Source organism: Pseudomonas sp. Z5-35 (genome assembly GCF_051131945.1).
Taxonomy (GTDB): Bacteria; Pseudomonadota; Gammaproteobacteria; order Pseudomonadales; family Pseudomonadaceae; genus Aquipseudomonas; species Aquipseudomonas marvdashtae.
Window position 1 is genome coordinate 1,286,564 of the sequence record NZ_CP071640.1, and the last position, 19,389, is coordinate 1,305,952.

Below are 19,389 nucleotides of genomic sequence, written 5' to 3' on the forward strand. Positions count from 1 at the left end.
TTGGTGGTCAGGGTGTTGGCCATCTGCTGGACTTCGATATTGTCGAAGGGCTTTTTCAGGATCAGCAGGCGGTCGTGGCCATTCAGGCGATCGAGCAGTTCATCCCAGGAATAATCCGAATACGCGGTGCAGACCACCACTTGCAACTGTGGGTCGACTTTCCAGAGCTCTTCGATGGTCTTGGCGCCGTCCCAACCTTCGGGCATGCGCATGTCGACAAACGCCAGGGCATAAGGAAGCTCCTTGGCCAACGCTTGCTGCAATTTGGCCAAGCCCTCCTGGCCGCCGTAGGCCGAGTCGAGCTCGAACACCGTGGCGACGGGTTTCGGGGCTTCACCGAACAGGGCGCTTTCCATGTCCTGCAGGTCGCTGTCGTTTTCCTCTTCCGGGGTCAGGATCTTGCGGAAGTCTTCATGGATGGCGGGCGTGTCGTCGATCAGGAGGATGCGCCGGTTGCTGATGCTGTTCATGGCTCACCCTCCGCGAGTTTCAAGGGCAGTTGCAGGACGAAGGTTGCCCCGGTTCCTGGCCCGTCACTGTGTGCGGTGAGCTGGCCGTTCATTTCTATCGCTGCCAGTGCGCAACTGTGCAGGCCGAACCCGTGGCCGTCCTTACGGGTGGTAAAGCCGTGGGCGAAGATGCGCGTCATGTTGTCCGCCGGGATCCCTTCGCCTTCGTCCTTGACGCTGATCTGCAACGTCTCGCCGTCCACGACGGCGGCCTTGAGCGTCATGTTTCGCGCATGGTTGGAAACGCCCCCCATGGCGTACTTGGCGTTGCTGATCAGGTTGATCAGGATCAGCAACAAGCGGTGCTTGTCGCCCATGATCCGCGGCACCTCGCCGTATTCCTTGAGCACCGTCACGTGGTGGCGGGTCAGGGCGCCGGAGTTCATGCGCAGGGCGTCCTCGAGCAATTCGCTGATCACCAGCGGTTCCATCAGGCTGTTGGCGCCGGCGTAGGATTGCTGGGTGGAAACGATGTCCTTGATGTGGTCCACGCTCTTGCTCAGTTGGGCCAGTTCATCGGTCATGCCTTGCTGTTCCACCGCGATGGCCTCCACCAATTGATTGAGGTAGCCGGGCAGCAGCTTGCCTTTTTCATCTTCGGTGAGGAAGTGCCCCAGGTCGTGGTTGTGTTCGTTGATCAGGTTCATCGCCTTGCCCAGGCCCAGGGCCTTGCTGCTGCGCAGTTTGCGGCTGACAAGGTCGGCGGATATGTTCACGCTATTGAGCACGTTGCCGACGTTGTGCAACACGTTGGTGGCGATCTCCGCCATGCCGGCCTGGCGGGCGGTGTCCATCAGTTCGCTCTGGGTGTCCTTGAGTTGGCGGGTGCGTTCTTCGACGCGTTGTTCAAGTTCGTCGTTGGCGGTTTGCAGGGCGTTGTTGACCCGCTTGATCTCGGCGAAGCTGCGAATCAACCGGATCGCCAGCCAGATCAGGATCAGCACCAAAAGCGTGGCGAACACCAACAGGTAAACGTGGTTGCGCTCGTATTTGGCGGCGGCTTTTTCCTGGTCTTTCTCCAGCAGGTGGGTGATGGTATCCAGATGATCGGCCACGGGGATGGCGCCGATTCCGAGTAAGAGTTCGTTGACCTTTGGCTGTTCGCGCAGGATCACCCCAATGTGTCTGCGCAGCACTTCGATGGAGTTGAGCAGCCCCGTGGGCAGGCGCTCTTTGTTGACGTCCAGCTGGTTCAAACCCAGCAATACCTCGGCGGCTATCTCGGGGGAGCCGAGCTGGGCGAACTCCATGCTGCTGAGCAACAGGTCGTAGGTGTCGATGGCAACGTTCTGCAACTCCAGCCTGTAGGTGTCAGGCAGCCGAGCGAATTGGCCCTGGATGTCGTCCTCGCCAGTGGGCAGGAAGGCCAGGGAATTGCGCAGCACCGCGTTATGGGATTTGAACTGTTCCACCAAGCGGGTTTTTTCCTTGACCGCCTTGAGGTACGCGTTGCGCTGGGTCTCCCAGAGTGACGGCCCGTGGCGGCCCGGCTCCGATTCGATGGCGTCCAGGCGCTGCCACAGGCGCGCCATCTCCTGCAGCGGCGAGACCAGTGGATCGTAATTGTGGCTCAGGGCAATCCGCGCCTTGAGCACCTCGTTGTCCCAGATCGCGTCCTGCTGCTTGAGCAGGCGGATCAGGTCCCGGGATTCGATGTACGAGGCGGCCTGCTGGGCACCGGAATTGACGTACATGAACAGCAGGACCGAAGCCAGCAACAGGCCGATGAACGCAAGACCGAGACGACGCAGAGTGGTCATAGGGGCTTGCCCTCCGATTCGCCGGTCAGTGTCCTGAGGAACTCGACGATCAGGGTCGTATCGTTCTTGAGGGGCTCACGACCCAGTTGATACTTGAACATGACCTCTACCGCGCGCTCCAGGGTCGGCGCCGACCCATCATGGAAATACGGGGCGGTGACGGCCACGTTGCGCAGGCTGGGCACTTTGAAAACCTGGCGATCCGCTTCATCGCCGGTGACGTTGAAGCGTCCTTCGTCGGCCCGGGTGGGGTTGCCCCGGTCATTGATGTAGTCGCCCATGATCCCGAATTTCTGGAACATGTTGCCGCCAATATTCACGCCTTGGTGGCAGGCGATGCAGCCGTACTCCTTGAAACGCTGGTAGCCGAATTTTTCCCGGGGCGTGAGGATGTCGGTGTCGCCCAGCAGGTATTGATCGAAACGCGAATTGGGCGTCTGCAAGGTGCGCTCGTAGGCGGCCAATGCGCCCTGGACATTGGGTTTGGTCACGCCATCGGGATAGGCGGCCTTGAAATCCTTGGTATAGCCGGGGTCATCGGCGATGCGCTTGACCACCGACTCCCAGGTGCTGCCCATTTCCACCGGGCTGGTCACGACCAGATGGACCTGTTCTTCCAGCGTATCGGCGCGGCCGTCCCAGAACTGGTGGAAGTTCAGGCTGGCATTGAACACCGTGGGCGTATTGACCTCGACCGGTTTGCCATCGAAACCCACGGACATGGGCTTGTCGTCGGCGCCTCCCTTGTCCAGGCGATGGCAGCTGGCGCAGGACAGGGTGTTGTTGACGGAGAGGCGCGGGTCATTGAACAGGCGTTGGCCCAGTTGGACCCGTTTGGGGTCCAGTGCCGGAACGGGAGGCAGCGGCTTGAGCGGTTCGTCCAGTGGCTCGGCGTGGGCGGTTACACTCCAACCCACCGGCATCCATCCCACCAGCAGGCCGAGAGCCAGAATCAATCCGTGTGACGCCATGGAGTGCTTTCCTTTGAAACTCTGGTTGATGAACCCGGATGCTCATGAAAGCGGGTTCGGGCGTTGTTCCCATTCGGCCATCCATTGGCTGAAGGCTTGCGGCTCCACGGCCTTGCTGAAGTAATAACCTTGGGCTTCCTCGCACTGGTGGCGCTTGAGGAATTCCAATTGCTCGCGGGTCTCCACGCCCTCGGCAATGATGTGCAAGTGCAAGCTCCGGCCCAGGCTGATGATGGTGCTCACCAGCTTGGCGTCGTTGCTGTCGATGCTCAGGTCGCCGACGAATGACTGGTCGATCTTCAACACATCCACCGGAAATTTTTGCAGGTAGCTCAGGCTCGAATAGCCGGTGCCGAAATCATCGATGGCCAGTCGTACCCCCAGCTGTTTGATGGCCTTGAGCGTGGCGACGGTCGTATCGATGTTCTGCATGAGCACGCTTTCGGTGATCTCCAGTTCTAACTGTGTCGGGTCCAGGCCGGTTTCCTTGAGGGTGCGTGCGATGCCATCGACAAAACCGCGCTGGCGAAAGTCGATTGCCGAGACGTTGACCGACAAATACAGCGGCCGCATGCCCTCGGCTTGCCAGCGACAAGCCTGCTGGCAGGCTTCCTGGAGCACCCACTGGCTGAGCGGCACGATCAGCCCACTGTCCTCGGCCACCGGGATGAAATCCGACGGGAAGACGAGGCCTTGGTCGGGACGGTTCCAGCGCACCAGGGCCTCGGCACCGACCACCCTGCCGTTCGTCAGGTCGAGCTTGGGTTGGTAGTGCAGCACGAATTCCTTGCGTTGCAGGGCCAGGCGCAGACCGGATTCGATGGTCTGTTGCTGGCGGGCCCGGCGGTTCATGTCTTCGGTAAAAAAACCGTAATCGTTGGGGCCGCTTTCCTTGACGTTGCGCATGGCCGTCTCGGCTTTCTTGATCAGCGCCACGGCATCGAAGCCGTCGGTTGGATAAACGCTGATGCCCAGGCTCGCCGTTACCGTCAGGTCATGGCCGTCGATGGGGTGTGGAGCGTTGATGGCCGCCAGCAGTTTTTCCGCCACGCCCTTGGTCAGTTGTGGGTCGGCGATGTCCCCGAGGATCACTACGAATTCGTCGGAACCGTAGCGAAACACCGAGTCGGATTCGCGCACCACCGTTGCCAGCGTCCGCGCCACGCGCTTGAGCAATTCATCGCCGACCGGATGGCCCAGCGCATTGTTGATGCGCTTGAAGCGGTCCAGGCCGATGAACATCACCGCCAGCTGCCGATCGTGCCGGCGACATTGGGCCAGGGCCTGGGTCAGGCGATCACCGAGCAACATGCTGTTGGGCAGCTCGGTGAGCACGTCGTATTGCAGCAGGTGCGAGACTTTAAGCAGTTCCTGGACGCGCTCTTCAATGGTGCGCTCCAGGCTGCGCATTTTTCGCGCGGCGTCCTGCGCCAGTTGCCATTTCCAGGTCATGGCACTGGCCATCTGGCGAATTTCCAGGGTGTCGAACGGTTTCTTCAGGATCAGCAACTGATCGTCGAACTCGATGCGTTCGGACATGGTTTCCCAGGAATAATCCGAATACGCGGTGCACAGGGCGATCTGCAGGCGCGGGTCGGCTTTCCACAATTGCTCGATGGTTTGCAGGCCGTCCCAGCCCGGCGGCATGCGCATGTCGGCGAACACCAGCGCGTAAGGCTGGCCCTCGGCCTGGGCACGCTTGACCAGTTCCAAGGCTTCTTCACCCTGGTAGGCCGAGTCGATCTCAAATTGCAGTCGACTGACCTGCGGGGTGCCGAACAGCAGGCTTTCGGTGTCGTCCAGCGAGTCGTCATTGCCAGCGCCGGGGCTGAGGATCTTGCGAAAGTCCTGGTGAATGGCGGGCGTGTCGTCCACCACCAGGATTCGCCGGTTGGCAGGTACCGACATAGGGTTCATGGATTGCTCTCCGATAGCTCGCTTGCCGGCCGGGTCCAATGATCCGTCACCGGGACGATGGTGCCGGCCTTGAGCAAGGCGGCCGCCTGGTCGCTGTCGACCACGGTGCTGAAGTAATGCCCCTGGGCCTGCATCGAGCCGCCGCTGGACATCAGGGTGGTGCGTTGTTCCTGGGTCTCGACGCCTTCGGCAATGATGCCGATGCCCACGTCCCGGGCGAAGTTGATGATGGCCCGCAAGGTCGTGGCGTTCTCCGGATCGTCATTGGCGCTGTCGAGAAACCGCTGGGCGAGCTTGAGGTGGTTGACCCGGTAGGTCTTGAGGTAATCGAAGGATGAATACTCGGTGCCGAAATCATCGATGGCGACCTGCACGCCCAGTTCGCACAGGCGCGGCAGCACGTCGTTGTGGGTCCATTTGGTCTGGGCCAGGGTCGCTTCGGTGACGTCAAAGCGCAGGTCCCACGGCGCCAGCTCCCAGCGGGCGGTGGTGCGCAGCACGTCATAGATCAGTTCCGGGCCGGTCTTGAGCTGGGTCAGCGACAAGTCAATGGCAATCACCGGTGGCGCCACGCCCTGGTCGCGCCACTGGCGCATCTGCTGGCAGGCCTGGTCCAGCACCCAATGGCCGAGGCCGATGATGATCCCGGTCTTTTCCGCCGCTGGCATGAACGCCGCCGGTTCCAGCCAGCCCTGTCGGGGGTGGTTCCAGCGCACCTGCACGCCCATGCCGAGGATTTTGCCAGTGCCGAGGTCGACTTCCGGCAGGTAATGCAATTTCAGCTCGTTGTGCTCGATGGCGTGGCGCAGGTCGTTGGCCAGGGCGACCCGGTCGGTCACTTCCTGGTTAATCTCCTCGTTGTGGAAATGGTACTGGTTGCGGCCCTTTTCCTTGGAGCGGTAAAGGGCCATGTCGGATTGGGCCATCAAGCTGTCGGCGCTTTGGCTTTGCGCGGTGTACAGGCTGATGCCGATGCTCACGGAAATGCGAACGTCATTGCCGTCCAGCGAATAGGGCGCCACCAGCGCGTCGCGGATCTTGGCCGCCAGCGCGGCGCAGTGGGTCGCTTCGTGGACGTCCAGTTGCAGGATGGCGAATTCGTCGCCGCCCAGGCGTGCCACCACGTCGTTTTCCCGGGTGCAGGCCTTGATCCGTGCGGCGACTTCCTGCAACAGCAGGTCGCCGATGGGGTGCCCCAGCGTGTCGTTGATGCGCTTGAAGTGATCCAGGTCCAGGTAGAACATCGCGAACGGCGCGGCCCCCCGGCGCGCGCCGGCGAAGGCTTGGTGCAGCCGCTCGATCATGGTGGCGCGGTTGGCGAGCCCGGTCAGGCCGTCGGTGCGGGCCAGCAAGGCGATTTTTTCCTCGGCCAGCCGGCGTTCGGTGATGTCGAGGATGATGCCTTCGACTTCCAGCAACAGGCCTTGCTCGTTGCGCACCGGAATGTAGCGGTTCTCGACCCAGCGGAACGCGCCGTCGCCAGTGCGCATGCGAAACTCGATGGACGCCCCCGCCGTGTCACGGTCCAGGACGCGGACCATGGCTTCCTGGACCTTGCTCTGGTCGTCAGTATGGATCAAGGTCTGCGCCCAATCGGGTGAGCTGATCAACTGCGCCGCGACATGGCCGAACTTGGTGATGTTGTGGGAGATGTACATCAACGGGAACGGTGGTTCGCCGCGCAGGCGATAGAGGATGGTCGGGCTGTTCTGCACGATGATATTGGCGTCGGCCAGTTCCCGGGTACGTTCCTCCACGGCCCGCTCGAGCATGTCCATTTTCAACGCCGCGTCTTCGGTCATCTGCCATTTGACGGTCAACGTACTGGCCATCTGGCGGATCTCGATCGCATCAAAGGGCTTTTTCAGGATCAGCAGGCGATCGCCCAGTTCCAGGCGATCGGCGATGTCCTCCCAGGAATAATCCGAGTAAGCGGTGCATAGGGCCACTTGCAGCTTGGGGTCGACGCGCCACAGCCGCTCGATGGTTTCAAGGCCGTCCCAACCCGGCGGCATGCGCATGTCGATGAAGGCCATGGCGAAGGGCTGGCCCTGGGCCAGGGCCGTTTCCACTTTATTCAAGGCTTCCATGCCCTGGAAGGCCGAATCGAGCTCGAAATTCTGAACGGAAACGGCCACGGGGGCGCCGAACAGCGCTTCTTCGGCGCTGCTCAGGCTGTCTTCCGGGGCCGCTTGAGGGCTGAGGATCTTGCGAAAATCTTCATGGATCGTCGGCGTGTCATCGACGATCAGGATCCGCCGATTGGATCTGTCCATCGGCAGGCTCATGGCCGTGCACCGTCATGATGCTGACTGTAGAACCGTGGGAACATCTGATATCCCTTTCGCTGGCATGAGCATTCGGCCTGTACTTGGCCCTTCATGGGGTACAGCATAGTCGGCTCATCGGAAGCGTGCGGTGGGGTGGTGGCAAAATATGTCTAAATGTCGGTGATCTACTAGCCTGTCTCTCAGGGGTAAGGTAGAACGGTGGTCGTCAATAGGAGGGGGTGCCAATGGAAGATCAAGCGTCAAACGTTCCGGTCACGAAGCCGACGGTGTTGCTGGTCGATGATGAAGAGTCGATTCTCAACAGCCTGCGCCGGCTGTTGCGCAGCCAGCCGTATGAAATCCTGCTGGCCGACAGCGGTGCCAAGGCGCTGGAAATCCTCAAGGAGCGGCCGGTCGACCTGGTCATGACCGACGCACGCATGCCCAACATGGACGGCGCCACGCTGCTGGCTGAAATCCGCAGGCTGTATCCATCGACCTTGCGCATCCTGCTGACCGGCTACGCCGATGTCGACATGATGACCAAGGCGATCAACGAGGGGCAGCTCTATCGCTACCTCAGCAAGCCCTGGAATGATGAAGAACTGGTGCAGGCCCTGCGTCAGGCCCTGGCCCACCAGCATTCGGAAAGCGAGCGCCAGCGCCTCGAAGCGCTGAACCGCGAGCAGAACCAGCAACTCAAGACCCTCAACGCCACCCTGGAAAAACGCGTGGCGTCTCGCACCTCCGAATTGCAACAGACCGCCGACATGCTTGACCTGGCCTACGACGAGCTCAAGCGCAGCTATGTGACCAGTACCGAAGTGTTTTCGTTGATCGCCAACCTGCGCCTGCCTAAAGCCAAGCAGACCAACCGGCAGATCATCGAGCTGATCCGCGTCTACAGCCGGCTCAACTTTCTCGACGAGTCCACCGACCGCGACCTGACCATGGCCGCCGCGCTCTACAACATTGGCAAGCTGAGCTGGACCGACAACATGATGGTCACGCCGGCCGACATGTTGCACCACACTGAACTTGATCTGTACCGGGCCTATCCGAAGCAGAGCGAGTCGCTGCTGATGACCCTGGACCCGATGAAGGACGCGGCGCGCATCATCCGTCATCACCAGGAGCGTTGGGACGGCAGCGGTTTCCCCGAGCACCTCAAGGGCGAGGCCATTCCGTTTGGCTCGCGCCTGTTGAAACTGGCGGTGGACTTCATCGAGTTGCAGCGCGGGTTGATCCTGGAGCGGCAGATGAACAGCGACGAAGCGCTGGTCTACATCCGCAACTACACCGGCAAGCTGTACGACCCAAACATGGTCGAGGATTTCATCAAGGCCTGTGCCGAGTACCTGGAAGACGTGACCTTGTCCGACCCGACGGTGAAGGTCGCGACCACCCGCGAGCTGGCGGCCGGCATGGTCCTGGCGCGCAACCTCAATGCCGACAATGGCATGCTGTTGCTCAACGCCGGCAAGGTCTTGAGCGGGCCGCTGATCGAGAAACTCATCGCCTTCGAAGCGATGGAAGGGGCGCGCTACAGCGTGTTCGTCAAGATCCCCGAAGAGGAGGCGGACCCTACGGCGCCGAAGCCGATGCTGGGTTGAGACGCCTCTGGTGGAAGGCGTTGATTGCAGATGCGACGACGGGCTTTGCGCCTGCTGCCGCGATCTGTAATCTGCCCGGCATTTCCTGCCCGAGATTGTTGAACATGACCACTTCTCTCATCCGTATCGCCGCCGCTCTGCTCATCGGCCCGGACGGTCGGACCCTGTTGGTGCGTAAGCGCGGCACCTTGGCCTTCATGCAGCCCGGTGGCAAGATCGAGCCGCATGAGCAACCGCTGCAGGCGCTGGCTCGCGAACTGGAGGAAGAGCTTGGGCTCGCGATCGATCCGGTACAGGCCCGCTACTTGGGGCAGTTCAGCGCACCGGCCGCCAACGAGCCGGGTTTTACCGTGCGCGCCGAGGTGTTTTTGCTGAACAGCGACGCCCCGGCTGTCCCCGCCGCCGAGATTGAAGAAGTCCGCTGGATCGATCCGCTCGGCGCCAGCGACCTGCTGCTGGCGCCACTGACAGGCGAGGTAATCCTGCCGTTTTATCGAAGCCACTGCCTCGCAACCTGCTGATTCAAGGACTGACGCCCATGATTCCCTTGCCGGACCTGCTGATTTTCGCCGCTGCTGCGTTGCTGATGGTGCTCACGCCCGGCCCGAACATGATCTACCTGATTTCCCGTTCCATCTGCCAGGGCCGCAAGGCCGGCGTCACGTCCTTGCTGGGTGTGGTGGCGGGCTTTTTCGTGCACATGTTCGCGGCAGCGGCGGGGCTGACGGCGGTGTTCCTGGCCGTGCCGATGGCCTATGAAGTGCTGAAATGGGCGGGTGCGCTTTACCTGTTGTGGCTGGCTTGGCAGGCCTTGAAGCCGGGCGCGCGCTCGCCGTTCCAGGCCCGGCAGTTGCCCGCGGACTCGACGCGCAAACTGATCACCATGGGCTTTCTGACCAGCGCCCTGAATCCGAAGATCGCGGTGTTCTATCTCTCGGTGTTCCCGCAGTTCATCAGCCCGGAACACGGCTCGCTGTTCACCCAGAGCATCATCCTCGGGCTGACCCAGATCAGCGTCAGTTTCAGCGTCAACTTGCTGATCGCCCTGTTCGCCGCCGGGATTGCCTCTTGGTTCGTCCACAACCCGACCTGGCTGGCGGCGCAGCGTTACTGCATGGGGTTCGTGCTGGGTGCGTTGGCGCTGCGGCTCATGCTTGAGCAACGGCGTTCGGCGTGAGCATCCGGCGGCTGAAAGCGGGTGATGCACTGGCGTATCGCGAGCTGATGCTCCAGGCCTATGAGCTGCATCCACAAGCCTTCACCTCGAGCACCAGCGAACGGGCGGCGCTGCCCATCAATTGGTGGGAATCGCGCCTGACCAGCCGGGTCGATGTGATCCTCGGGGCGTTCGTGGCGGACGAACTGGTCGGTATCGTCGGCCTGGCCCTGGAGCCTCGGTTGAAGGCCCGGCACAAGGCGACGCTGTTCGGCATGTACGTTGCCGAAGGCCTTCGCCACGGAGGGCTTGGCGAACAACTGGTGCAGTCAGCCCTCAACGAAGCCCGTCGCCATGCCTTCCTGCGGCTGGTGCAACTGACCGTCACCGCCGGCAACGACCCGGCCGTCAAGCTCTACCAGCGCTGCGGTTTCGTGCTCTACGGGCTCGAACCGATGGCGATTCGTGTGGGCGAAGAGTATTTCGACAAAATTCATATGTGGCTGGAGCTTTAACTTGCCCCAGATATGGGTTGCCAAGCTTTGAGAGCCTGGAATTGTCGAGCTTTTGTGGCGAGGGAGCTTGCTCCCGCTGGGCTGCGTAGCGGCCCCATTCTTTTGCAATCGCTACGCAATCGCTACGCAATCGAGCGGGAGCAAGCTCCCTCGCCACAAAAAGCGGTCAGCGAACGGCACTGACACCGTCGAGGGTCGAGAACGACGTGTCCTTGGCCGTCAGCAAGAAATCGCGCATGTACGGCGCATCGAGCATGTCGGTGCGCACCGCCGCGTACAGCGTGGCAAACAAGCCTTTCTCCCCCAGTCGCTTGGCCTTCACATAGCCCCGTGAGCTGTATTCATGCAGCGCCCAATGCGGCATGCCGCACACGCCTCGGCCGCTGGCCACCAGTTGCATCATCATCACCGTCAGCTCCGAGGTACGGACCTGGGCCGGTTCGATGTCGGCTGGTTCGAGGAAGCGGGTGAAGATGTCCAACCGATCGCGTTCCACCGGGTAGGTGATCAGGGTTTCGCTGACCAGGTCTTCGGGCACGATGTACGCCTTGCCCACCAGTCGGTGCTGGTTGGCCACCGCGAGCATCGCTTCGTAGGTGAACAGCGGCACATAGGTGATGCCGGCCAGTTCCAGCGGGTCGGAAGTCACCACCAGGTCGAGGTCGCCACGGGCCAGGGCCGGCAGCGGGGCGAAGGCGAAGCCCGAAGCCAGGTCCAGTTCGACTTCCGGCCAGGCATCGCGAAACTGGTCGATGGTGGGCATCAGCCATTGGAAGCAACTGTGACATTCGATCGCCATGTGCAAACGCCCGGCGGTGCCGCCGGCCAGCCGAGCGATGTCCCGTTCGGCGCCGCGCAACAAGGGCAGGGTGGCGTCGGCCAGTTGCAACAGGCGCAGGCCGGCGCTGGTGAATCGTACCGGTTTGGTCTTGCGCACGAATAACTGGATGCCCAGGCGCTCCTCCAGTTCCTTGAACTGGTGGGACAGCGCTGACTGGGTCAGGTGCAGGCGTTCGGCGGCCTCCACCAGGCTGTCGGCTTCACGCAGGGCGTGCAGGGTCTTGAGGTGACGGAGTTCAAGCACCGGGGTTGCTCCATGAATAAAACTTGTGATCAACACGAAAAGGTTGAGTTTGTCTCATGTAGGCCTGGCTGTCGACAATGGCGCCATCTTTTACAGAAGGACAGTCACCATGGCTCTGGCCCACATCCTCGGTTTTCCTCGCATCGGCGCCGACCGCGAACTGAAGAAAGCCCTCGAAGCCTATTGGAAGGGCGACCTGGCACCGACCGCCTTGCAGGCCGTGGGCCGTGAATTGCGGGCCCGGCACTGGCAGTTGCAGAAAGACGCCGGCATTGACCTGCTGCCCGTGGGCGATTTTGCCTGGTACGACCAGGTGCTCAGCCACACCTTGACCCTGGGCGCGGTCCCGCCGCGCTTTCACAACACCTTGGACGACAAGGGCCTGCCGACGCTCGACACCCTGTTTACCATGGCCCGTGGCGCCACGACTGCCTGTTGTAGCGCCGACCAGGGTCCCGCGCAACACGCCCAGGAATTGACCAAGTGGTTCGACACCAACTACCACTACCTGGTCCCGGAGTTCTCCGCTGACCAGACCTTCGCCCTGAGCTGGCAGCAACTGTTCGACGAAGTCGACGAAGCCCATGCACTGGGCCATCGGGTCAAGCCAGTGGTCATCGGTCCGCTGACCTACCTCTGGCTGGGCAAGGCCAAGGGCGGCGACTTCGACAAGCTCGACCTCTTGGAGCGCCTGCTGCCGGTCTACGGTGAAATCCTCAATCGCCTCAAGGCCCAAGGCGTGGAATGGGTGCAGATCGATGAACCGATCCTCACCCTTGACCTGCCGCTGGCTTGGAGAAACGCCTTCGAACGGGCTTATCACATCCTTCAATATTCGCCGCTGAAGAAACTGGTGGCGACCTATTTCAGTGGCCTGCAAGACAACCTTGGCCTGGCGGTGAACCTGCCGGTGGACGGCTTGCACATCGACGCGGTACGTGACCCAGAACAACTGGGCCAGGTGCTGGACCGCCTGCCGACCTACAAGATTCTCTCGGTGGGCCTGGTTAACGGTCGCAACGTCTGGCGCTGCGAACTGGAGCAGGCGCTGACGCAATTGCGTCCCGCCCAGGAACGGTTCGGCGACAACCTCTGGGTCAGCACCTCATGCTCGCTGTTGCACAGCCCGGTGGACCTGGAGCGCGAAGACAAACTCGACCCCGAGCTCAAGAGCTGGCTGGCGTTCGCCGTGCAGAAGTGCGGTGAAGTCGCGGTGTTGCGTGATGCGCTGAACGATCCGCAAGCTCCTGGCGTGCAACGGGCATTGATCCATGACCGGGAGATTCAAGTCAGTCGCGCGGGCTCGTCGCGCATCCACAACGCCGAGGTCCAGGCCCGTCTCGCGGCGATTGGGCCCCACGACAGCCAGCGGTGTTCAGCGTTTGCCAAACGCATCGAACAGCAACGTGCGCGGCTCAAGTTACCGACGTTTCCCACCACCTCCATCGGCTCTTTCCCGCAAACCCCGGCGATTCGCCTGGCGCGACAGGCTTACAAGCAAGGCAAGCTGTCGGCCAACGATTATCAGGAGGCGATGCGCACCGAGATCCGCCACGCCGTGCAGATCCAGGAACGCCTGGGCCTGGATGTGCTGGTGCATGGCGAAGCCGAGCGCAATGACATGGTGGAATATTTCGCCGAACAACTGGACGGCTACGCCTTCACCCGATTCGGTTGGGTGCAGAGCTACGGCTCGCGGTGCGTAAAACCGGCGATCATCTATGGCGACATCAGCCGGCCCAAGGCGATGACGGTCGACTGGATTCGTTATGCGCAAAGCCTCACCGACAAACCCATGAAAGGCATGCTCACCGGCCCCGTGACTATGCTGATGTGGTCGTTCCCCCGCGAAGACGTGTCACGCCAGGTTCAGGCGCAGCAATTGGCCCTGGCCCTGCGCGACGAAGTGGTCGACCTGGAAAAAGCCGGGATCGGCATCATCCCGATCGACGAGGCGGCCTTTCGTGAAGGCCTGCCGCTGCGACGCGGACAATGGCAGGACTACCTCGACTGGGCGGTGCAAGCGTTCCGCCTGAGCGCATCAGGCATAAGCGATGAAACCCAGATCCACACCCACATGTGCTACAGCGAATTCAACGATGTGATCAAAGCCATCGCCGACATGGACGCCGATGTCATCACGATTGAAACCTCGCGCTCGGACATGGAATTGCTCGACGCCTTCGAGGCGTTCGACTATCCCAACGACATCGGGCCGGGCGTCTACGACATCCACTCGCCACGGGTACCAGACACCGCCGAGATCGTCGCTCTGATGAGCAAAGCCGTGCAGCGCATCCCCGCCGAGCGGTTGTGGATCAATCCCGATTGTGGCCTGAAGACGCGGGCCTGGCCGGAAACCGAAGCGGCGCTGGTAAACATGGTGGCGGCGGCGCGACGGTTGCGCAGTCAGTTGGCTTGAACCGTGGTCCCTTTCTGGGGTGAGCCTGGCTTTGTGGCGAGGGAGCTTCGGATAACCACTCGGCAATCTTCATCAAACTGTCACGCAATTGTGGCAGCGCGCTTGAACAAACTTCATCAGACTCGCGCTCTACTGGGGTTCTGCGTTTTGGTGTTTGTTCATGCGTGTATTCATTTTCCTGGCCGCCTTGCTGTGCGGCCTGCCGTCGTTGGCGGCTTCTCGTTGTGATGTCAATGTCGCGACCCAACGGGTCGACCTGGACCAGGTAAGCCTGGCGTACCAGAGCATCGGCCGTGCGTCCGATCCAGCATTGCTGCTGGTGATGGGCCTGGGCGGGCAATTGATCCATTGGCCGGATGAAGTGGTGGAGGCCTTGTGTGAACAGGGCTTTAGGGTGATCCGCTACGACAATCGGGACGTCGGCCTTTCCGCCTGGCGCCAGGCCCCCGGCAGCGCCAACCTGACGTTCGAAGCGCTGCGCTACAAGCTTGGCCTGCCGGTGGCCGCGCCGTACGCCTTGACCGACATGGCCGCCGATGGCCTGGGGTTGATGGACGCCTTGGACGTGGAGAACTTCCATGTGCTGGGGGTGAGCATGGGCGGGATGATCGCCCAGCACATGGCCGCGATGGCGCCGCAGCGGGTCGAGAGTCTTACGCTTATCATGACCAGCTCCGGCGCCCAAGGCTTGCCCGCGCCGAGTGAAACGCTGGTGCAATTGTTGTCGCGGCGCAGCGCGCCGAATCGCCAAGTGGCGCTGGAACAGCAGGCCGACCTGCTTGCCGCGCTCGGCAGCCCGATGGTGGTCGATGATCGGCAAGCCTTGCTGCACCAGGCCGCCGTGGCGTATGACCGGGCCTTCAATCCCGAGGGCGTGAAGCGCCAGATCATGGCGATCCTGGCGGAGCCGAGCCGGGTGGCGCTGCTCAATCAGCTGCAGGTGCCGACGCTGGTGGTCCACGGCACCGCCGATCCGTTGCTGCCGGTGATGCATGGCGTGCATTTGGCGGCGCACATTCGCGGCAGCCAGTTGAAGCTGATTCCAGGCCTGGCTCATCGCTTTCAAGAGGCGTTCAAAGAGCCATTGTTGGGCGCCGTGTTGCCATACTTGCAACAGCACCGCGAAGACACTTCCCATTGGGCGCAGGTTGAGTCGGCGCAGGTGCCGAATGTGCTCTGACATTCAGGATTGACACGATCCCCTGTGGCGAGGGAGCTTGCTCCCGCTGGACCGCGAAGCGGTCCCGAAAGACCTCACCCCAAAACCTGATCAAGGCCAGAGATTTTTGGGGCTGCTGCGCAACCCAGCGGGAGCAAGCTCCCTCGCCACGGGATTTGCAGTAATTTAGCTATCTGCGCCGGGCCTGCTCCACCAGCCATTCCATCAACTCCCGCAACGGTTCTGACGCCTGGGTTTTGCGCGGGTGCACCAGGTGATAACCCAACCCGGTCGTGACTTTCAGGTCGAACGGCATCACCAGCCGTCCGGCGCTCAGGTCATCGCCGATCAGCGACCAGTCGCCAATCGCCACGCCTGTGCCCTGGGAGGCCATGGACATCGCCAGGTCTAGGGTTTCGAAATGCTGGCCCTTGCTGACGTTGTTCAGGCGCACATCGGCCTCGGCCAACCAAGCGTTCCAGTCGCGCTCATCGGTGGTGGGGTGCAGCAGCAAGTGCTGCTGCAGATCGTCAGGCGAGCGCAGCGGTACGGGACCTTCCAGCAACGGACGGGAGCAGACCGGCGTCAGTTGTTCGTCGAACAGATGCAGGCATGCCAACGAGGCGTCAGGCGGTGGCCCGTAGACCACCGCCGCGTCGAACGCCTCGCGCTGAAAATCCACCCCATGCCGGACCGTGGTGGTCAATTCCACCGGGACGTCCGGGCGTTCCTTTTGCCATTGCAGCAGGCGCGGCAGTAACCAGCGCATCACGCACGTGGGGGCCTTGAGTCGCAGGGCCTGGCGTTTTTCCCCGATCTGCGCCACCGCTTCGCCAATCAGGCCGAACACCTGCTGCACCCGGGGCAGCCACGCCTGGCCCTCGGCGGTCAGGCTCAGGCCTCGCGCCTGACGCTGGAACAGCGGGTAACCCAAGTGTGCTTCCAACCCAGCGATCTGTCGGCTCACCGCGCCCTGGGTGATGTGCAACTGTTCAGCCGCGCGGGTGAAGTTGCAGCATTGGGCCGTAATCAGGAAGGTGTGCAGCGTCGGCAGCGGAGGAAGCCGTTTCATTGGATTTGAGCCATGACGTGTGGACATGGCTAGTATGACTTTTTATCGATTGTTGCCGCCATGGCCCGACCGCTCCAATAGCGCCATCCTGAAGAAAAAAGGCATTGACGATGGCGACGTGCGGCGAGGTATTGGTCAAGTTACTCGAAGGTTATGGCGTGGAGCAGGTGTTCGGCATTCCCGGCGTCCACACCGTCGAGCTGTATCGCGGGCTGGCCCATTCAAACATCCGCCATGTGACGCCGCGTCACGAGCAGGGCGCCGGCTTCATGGCTGACGGTTATGCCCGGGTCAGTGGCAAGCCCGGCGTGTGTTTCATCATCACCGGGCCGGGCATGACCAACATCACCACGGCCATGGGCCAGGCCTACGCCGATTCGATCCCGATGCTGGTGATCTCCAGCGTGCAGTCGCGCAGCCAATTGGGCGGCGGGCGGGGCAAGTTGCATGAGCTGCCGAACCAGAGTGCACTGGTGGGCGGTGTGGCGGCGTTTTCCCACACATTGATGTCCGCTGCGCAATTGCCAGGGGTGCTGGCCCGGGCTTTTGCGTTGTTCCAGGCCGCACGGCCGCGACCGGTGCACATCGAGATCCCATTGGATGTGCTCGTCGAGAAGGCCGATGACTTGCTCGCCAGCACACCGGTAAATATCAGTCGTGCCGGCGCCGCGCCCGCAGCCGTGGCGCAGATGGCGAGCCTGCTGGCAACGGCTGAACGACCCTTGATCCTGGCCGGCGGCGGCGCAGTCGACGCGTCGCTCGAATTGACCGAACTGGCCGAACGCCTCGCTGCCCCGGTCGCGTTGACCATCAACGCCAAGGGCTTGCTGGCCTCCAGTCATCCCTTGTTGATCGGCTCCACCCAGAGCCTGGTCGCGACCCGTGCCCTGGTGGCCGAGGCCGACGTGGTGCTGGCCATCGGCACCGAACTGGCCGAGACCGATTACGACGTCACCTTCGCCGGCGGCTTCGAGATTCCCGGTGCGCTGCTGCGCATCGACATCGACCCCGACCAGACGGTGCGCAACTACCCGCCGAAACTGGCGTTGGTGGCCGATGCCCGGATGGCTGCCGGCGCCTTGCTCGATGCGTTGAATCGACAAGCGCTCGACGCGCGTCACGATACTTGGGGGGCGGCTCGTGTTGCACGACTGCGGGCCGAACTCGACCGGCAATGGGACGCCCCGACTCGCGTCCAGGCCTTATTCCTCGACACGGTTTTGCAAACACTGCCCGACGCGGTCTTCGTCGGCGATTCCACCCAGCCCGTATACACCGGCAATCTCACCTTCAATCCAGAGCATCCGCGCCGCTGGTTCAATTCGTCCACCGGTTACGGCACCCTCGGCTACGCGTTGCCAGCGGCGGTCGGCGCCTGGCTCGGCGGGGGCGACCAGGGCGATGGCCGCCCGCCAGTGGTGTGCCTGATCGGCGATGGTGGCTTGCAGTTCACCTTGGCCGAACTGGCCAGCGCCGTGGAAGCGCGCACGCCCATTATCGTGCTGCTGTGGAATAACCAGGGCTACGAAGAGATCAAGAAATACATGCTCAACCGGGCCATCGAGCCGCTGGGCGTCGACATCTACACGCCGGATTTCATCGCCGTCGCCAAAGCCCTGGGCTGTGACGCCGAGGCCGTTGACGATGCGCCGTCATTGCGAGCCGCGTTGCTCGTTGCCCGCGGCCGGCAAGGTCCGACGTTGATCGAGGTGGATCAGGCACGGTGGAGCCGGCGTGCTGAAGGCTCGTAAAAAGCTGCTCGAAAAACCAGATCAAACGGTCATGCGCAACCGCGCGAGATCGCGCAGCGGCGGTGCGCCGAACAGGCGGCTGTACTCGCGGCTGAACTGCGAAGGGCTTTCATAACCGACCCGATACCCCGCCGCCGACGCTTCAAGCCCTTCGGCCAGCATCAGCCGCCGGGCTTCTTGCAGGCGCAATTGCTTTTGGTATTGCAGCGGGCTCATGGCCGTCATGGCCTTGAAGCGATGATGCAGCGTCGAGACACTGAGGTTGACCTCCCGGGCCAGGTCATCGATGCGCAGCGGCTGTTCGAAATGGCCGTTGAGCCATTTGATCGCCTGGCTGATGCGATGGCTCTGACTGTTGGCGATGGCAATTTCGTAGAGCCGATAGCCCTGCGGACTGCGCAGCAGGCGATAGAGGATTTCCCGGCGTACCAGCGGCGCGAGCATGCCGATGTCCTTCGGCGTATCGAGCAGCCGCGCCAGGCGCAGTACGGCGTCGAGCATCGGCGTGTCCAGGCGTTCGACATACAGGCCGCGCCCGGCGGGGCGGGTCGGTACACCCAAGGGTCCCGCGTCGGCGATCAGCGCGGTGATTTCCGCCGGGTCGATGTCCAGGCGCAGGGCCAGGATCGGCTGCTCGGGCGAGACATTGGCGATGCATCCACTCAACGGCATCGAGACCGAGACCACCAGATAATGCAGCGGGTCGTAATTGAATGTTTCGTCCGCCAGGCGCACCTGCTTGCTGCCCTGGGCCATGATGCACAGCGCCGGTTGCGCCAGCACCGGGGCGAACCTGTGCGGTTGGCTGTGTCGCGACAGATTCAGCGAGCCGATGGCCGTGGCGTAGCTGCCATCCTCGCGGGTGTTGCGCTCGATGATCGAGGCCAGTTCGGCGCGCTGTTGTTCCAGGTAGGTGTCCAGCGGGACGGGGGCGTGGTCGAGTGGCGACATGCCGGGGATCCTCAAGTAAAACGGGGAGCGATGAGACAGAGCTTATGTTTGTGCAAGGCGTAGCGGTAGTCACATCCTGTTGAAAGCTTGCCTGATCCTGCACGACGGGTGGGGACTGGGCCGTGCAGCCCGGTCGAAACTTGCTTGAAACCTTTTGTTTCATCTGTCGGTGTTTTCAGCGCATCCGGGCTGGATGCGCTGCACTCGACGGGCAGGATCGTGCAATGGGTCGGCAGGAA

14 protein-coding genes are annotated in these 19,389 nt (G+C 62.2%); 7 read left to right on the forward strand and 7 right to left on the reverse strand.

Going from position 1 to position 19,389, the window contains the following annotated elements; translation table 11 throughout:
* Positions 1-466: 466 nt before the first annotated feature.
* The 4 genes from J3P95_RS06050 to J3P95_RS06065 are packed head-to-tail and all read right to left on the reverse strand — an operon-like array spanning position 467 to position 7,445.
* Positions 467-2,269, reverse strand: a complete 1,803-nt coding sequence (locus J3P95_RS06050; protein WP_434561489.1) for a DAHL domain-containing protein — start codon at positions 2,267-2,269, stop codon at positions 467-469.
* On the reverse strand, positions 2,266-3,240 hold the full coding sequence (locus tag J3P95_RS06055; protein ID WP_434561491.1) for a cytochrome-c peroxidase: 975 nt from the start codon (positions 3,238-3,240) through the stop codon (positions 2,266-2,268). Before J3P95_RS06055 ends, J3P95_RS06050 begins: the two co-directional genes overlap by 4 nt.
* Positions 3,241-3,282: 42 nt before the next feature.
* Positions 3,283-5,157, reverse strand: coding sequence for an EAL domain-containing protein (locus J3P95_RS06060; RefSeq protein ID WP_434578296.1), 1,875 nt, complete (start codon positions 5,155-5,157; stop codon positions 3,283-3,285).
* On the reverse strand, positions 5,154-7,445 hold the full coding sequence (locus J3P95_RS06065; protein WP_434578295.1) for a GGDEF/EAL domain-containing response regulator: 2,292 nt from the start codon (positions 7,443-7,445) through the stop codon (positions 5,154-5,156). The genes J3P95_RS06060 and J3P95_RS06065 overlap by 4 nt, the downstream gene beginning before the upstream one ends.
* A gap of 227 nt (positions 7,446-7,672) precedes the next feature.
* Between J3P95_RS06065 and J3P95_RS06070 the strand changes: the two genes are divergently transcribed.
* The 4 genes from J3P95_RS06070 (at position 7,673) to J3P95_RS06085 (ending at position 10,711) form a co-directional block, all read left to right on the forward strand.
* Entirely contained in the window at positions 7,673-9,040 is a 1,368-nt protein-coding gene (locus tag J3P95_RS06070) for an HD domain-containing phosphohydrolase (protein ID WP_434561497.1), read from the forward strand.
* 104 nt (positions 9,041-9,144) lie between these two features.
* Positions 9,145-9,561 (forward strand): NUDIX hydrolase, encoded by a 417-nt coding sequence (locus J3P95_RS06075; protein ID WP_434578293.1) that lies wholly within the window; start codon positions 9,145-9,147, stop codon positions 9,559-9,561.
* Positions 9,562-9,578: 17 nt separating this feature from the next.
* Positions 9,579-10,217 (forward strand): LysE family translocator, encoded by a 639-nt coding sequence (locus J3P95_RS06080; protein WP_434578292.1) that lies wholly within the window; start codon positions 9,579-9,581, stop codon positions 10,215-10,217.
* A complete protein-coding gene (locus J3P95_RS06085) occupies positions 10,214-10,711 on the forward strand; it encodes a GNAT family N-acetyltransferase (RefSeq protein ID WP_434561503.1) in 498 nt (165 codons plus the stop codon). The genes J3P95_RS06080 and J3P95_RS06085 overlap by 4 nt, the downstream gene beginning before the upstream one ends.
* Before the next feature lie 166 nt (positions 10,712-10,877).
* Here the strand turns inward: J3P95_RS06085 and metR are convergent, their stop codons facing one another.
* The gene (metR, locus tag J3P95_RS06090) at positions 10,878-11,795 is read right to left on the reverse strand and encodes a transcriptional regulator MetR (RefSeq protein ID WP_434578290.1); all 918 of its coding nucleotides are present in this window, start codon (positions 11,793-11,795) and stop codon (positions 10,878-10,880) included.
* 109 nt (positions 11,796-11,904) lie between these two features.
* Here metR and metE point away from each other — a divergent pair, with 109 nt between their 5' ends.
* The gene (metE, locus tag J3P95_RS06095) at positions 11,905-14,217 is read left to right on the forward strand and encodes a 5-methyltetrahydropteroyltriglutamate--homocysteine S-methyltransferase (RefSeq protein ID WP_434578288.1); all 2,313 of its coding nucleotides are present in this window, start codon (positions 11,905-11,907) and stop codon (positions 14,215-14,217) included.
* A gap of 160 nt (positions 14,218-14,377) precedes the next feature.
* Positions 14,378-15,397, forward strand: a complete 1,020-nt coding sequence (locus J3P95_RS06100) for an alpha/beta fold hydrolase (RefSeq protein ID WP_434578286.1) — start codon at positions 14,378-14,380, stop codon at positions 15,395-15,397.
* Between the two features lie 169 nt (positions 15,398-15,566).
* Here J3P95_RS06100 and J3P95_RS06105 read toward each other — a convergent pair whose 3' ends face one another.
* The gene (locus J3P95_RS06105; RefSeq protein WP_434578284.1) at positions 15,567-16,448 is read right to left on the reverse strand and encodes a LysR substrate-binding domain-containing protein; all 882 of its coding nucleotides are present in this window, start codon (positions 16,446-16,448) and stop codon (positions 15,567-15,569) included.
* Positions 16,449-16,558: 110 nt separating this feature from the next.
* On the opposite strand from J3P95_RS06105, the gene J3P95_RS06110 reads away from it, so the two are divergent.
* Positions 16,559-18,199: a 5-guanidino-2-oxopentanoate decarboxylase gene (locus J3P95_RS06110; RefSeq protein ID WP_434578283.1), complete on the forward strand. Its 1,641-nt coding sequence runs from the start codon at positions 16,559-16,561 to the stop codon at positions 18,197-18,199.
* A gap of 21 nt (positions 18,200-18,220) precedes the next feature.
* Here J3P95_RS06110 and J3P95_RS06115 read toward each other — a convergent pair whose 3' ends face one another.
* On the reverse strand, positions 18,221-19,150 hold the full coding sequence (locus J3P95_RS06115) for an AraC family transcriptional regulator (protein ID WP_434561515.1): 930 nt from the start codon (positions 19,148-19,150) through the stop codon (positions 18,221-18,223).
* Positions 19,151-19,389 lie beyond the last annotated feature (239 nt).

What these genes read in the sequence shown, in the direction of transcription:
- metE (WP_434578288.1), top strand. Translation starts at nt 11,905, where the DNA reads ATGGCTCTGGCCCACATCCTCGGTTTTCCTCGCATCGGCGCCGACCGC.
- J3P95_RS06110 (WP_434578283.1), top strand. Translation starts at nt 16,559, where the DNA reads ATGGCGACGTGCGGCGAGGTATTGGTCAAGTTACTCGAAGGTTATGGC.
- J3P95_RS06055 (WP_434561491.1), bottom strand. Translation starts at nt 3,240, where the DNA reads ATGGCGTCACACGGATTGATTCTGGCTCTCGGCCTGCTGGTGGGATGG.
- J3P95_RS06075 (WP_434578293.1), top strand. Translation starts at nt 9,145, where the DNA reads ATGACCACTTCTCTCATCCGTATCGCCGCCGCTCTGCTCATCGGCCCG.
- J3P95_RS06065 (WP_434578295.1), bottom strand. Translation starts at nt 7,445, where the DNA reads ATGAGCCTGCCGATGGACAGATCCAATCGGCGGATCCTGATCGTCGAT.
- J3P95_RS06080 (WP_434578292.1), top strand. Translation starts at nt 9,579, where the DNA reads ATGATTCCCTTGCCGGACCTGCTGATTTTCGCCGCTGCTGCGTTGCTG.
- J3P95_RS06100 (WP_434578286.1), top strand. Translation starts at nt 14,378, where the DNA reads ATGCGTGTATTCATTTTCCTGGCCGCCTTGCTGTGCGGCCTGCCGTCG.
- J3P95_RS06115 (WP_434561515.1), bottom strand. Translation starts at nt 19,150, where the DNA reads ATGTCGCCACTCGACCACGCCCCCGTCCCGCTGGACACCTACCTGGAA.
- J3P95_RS06050 (WP_434561489.1), bottom strand. Translation starts at nt 2,269, where the DNA reads ATGACCACTCTGCGTCGTCTCGGTCTTGCGTTCATCGGCCTGTTGCTG.
- J3P95_RS06060 (WP_434578296.1), bottom strand. Translation starts at nt 5,157, where the DNA reads ATGAACCCTATGTCGGTACCTGCCAACCGGCGAATCCTGGTGGTGGAC.
- J3P95_RS06070 (WP_434561497.1), top strand. Translation starts at nt 7,673, where the DNA reads ATGGAAGATCAAGCGTCAAACGTTCCGGTCACGAAGCCGACGGTGTTG.
- J3P95_RS06105 (WP_434578284.1), bottom strand. Translation starts at nt 16,448, where the DNA reads ATGAAACGGCTTCCTCCGCTGCCGACGCTGCACACCTTCCTGATTACG.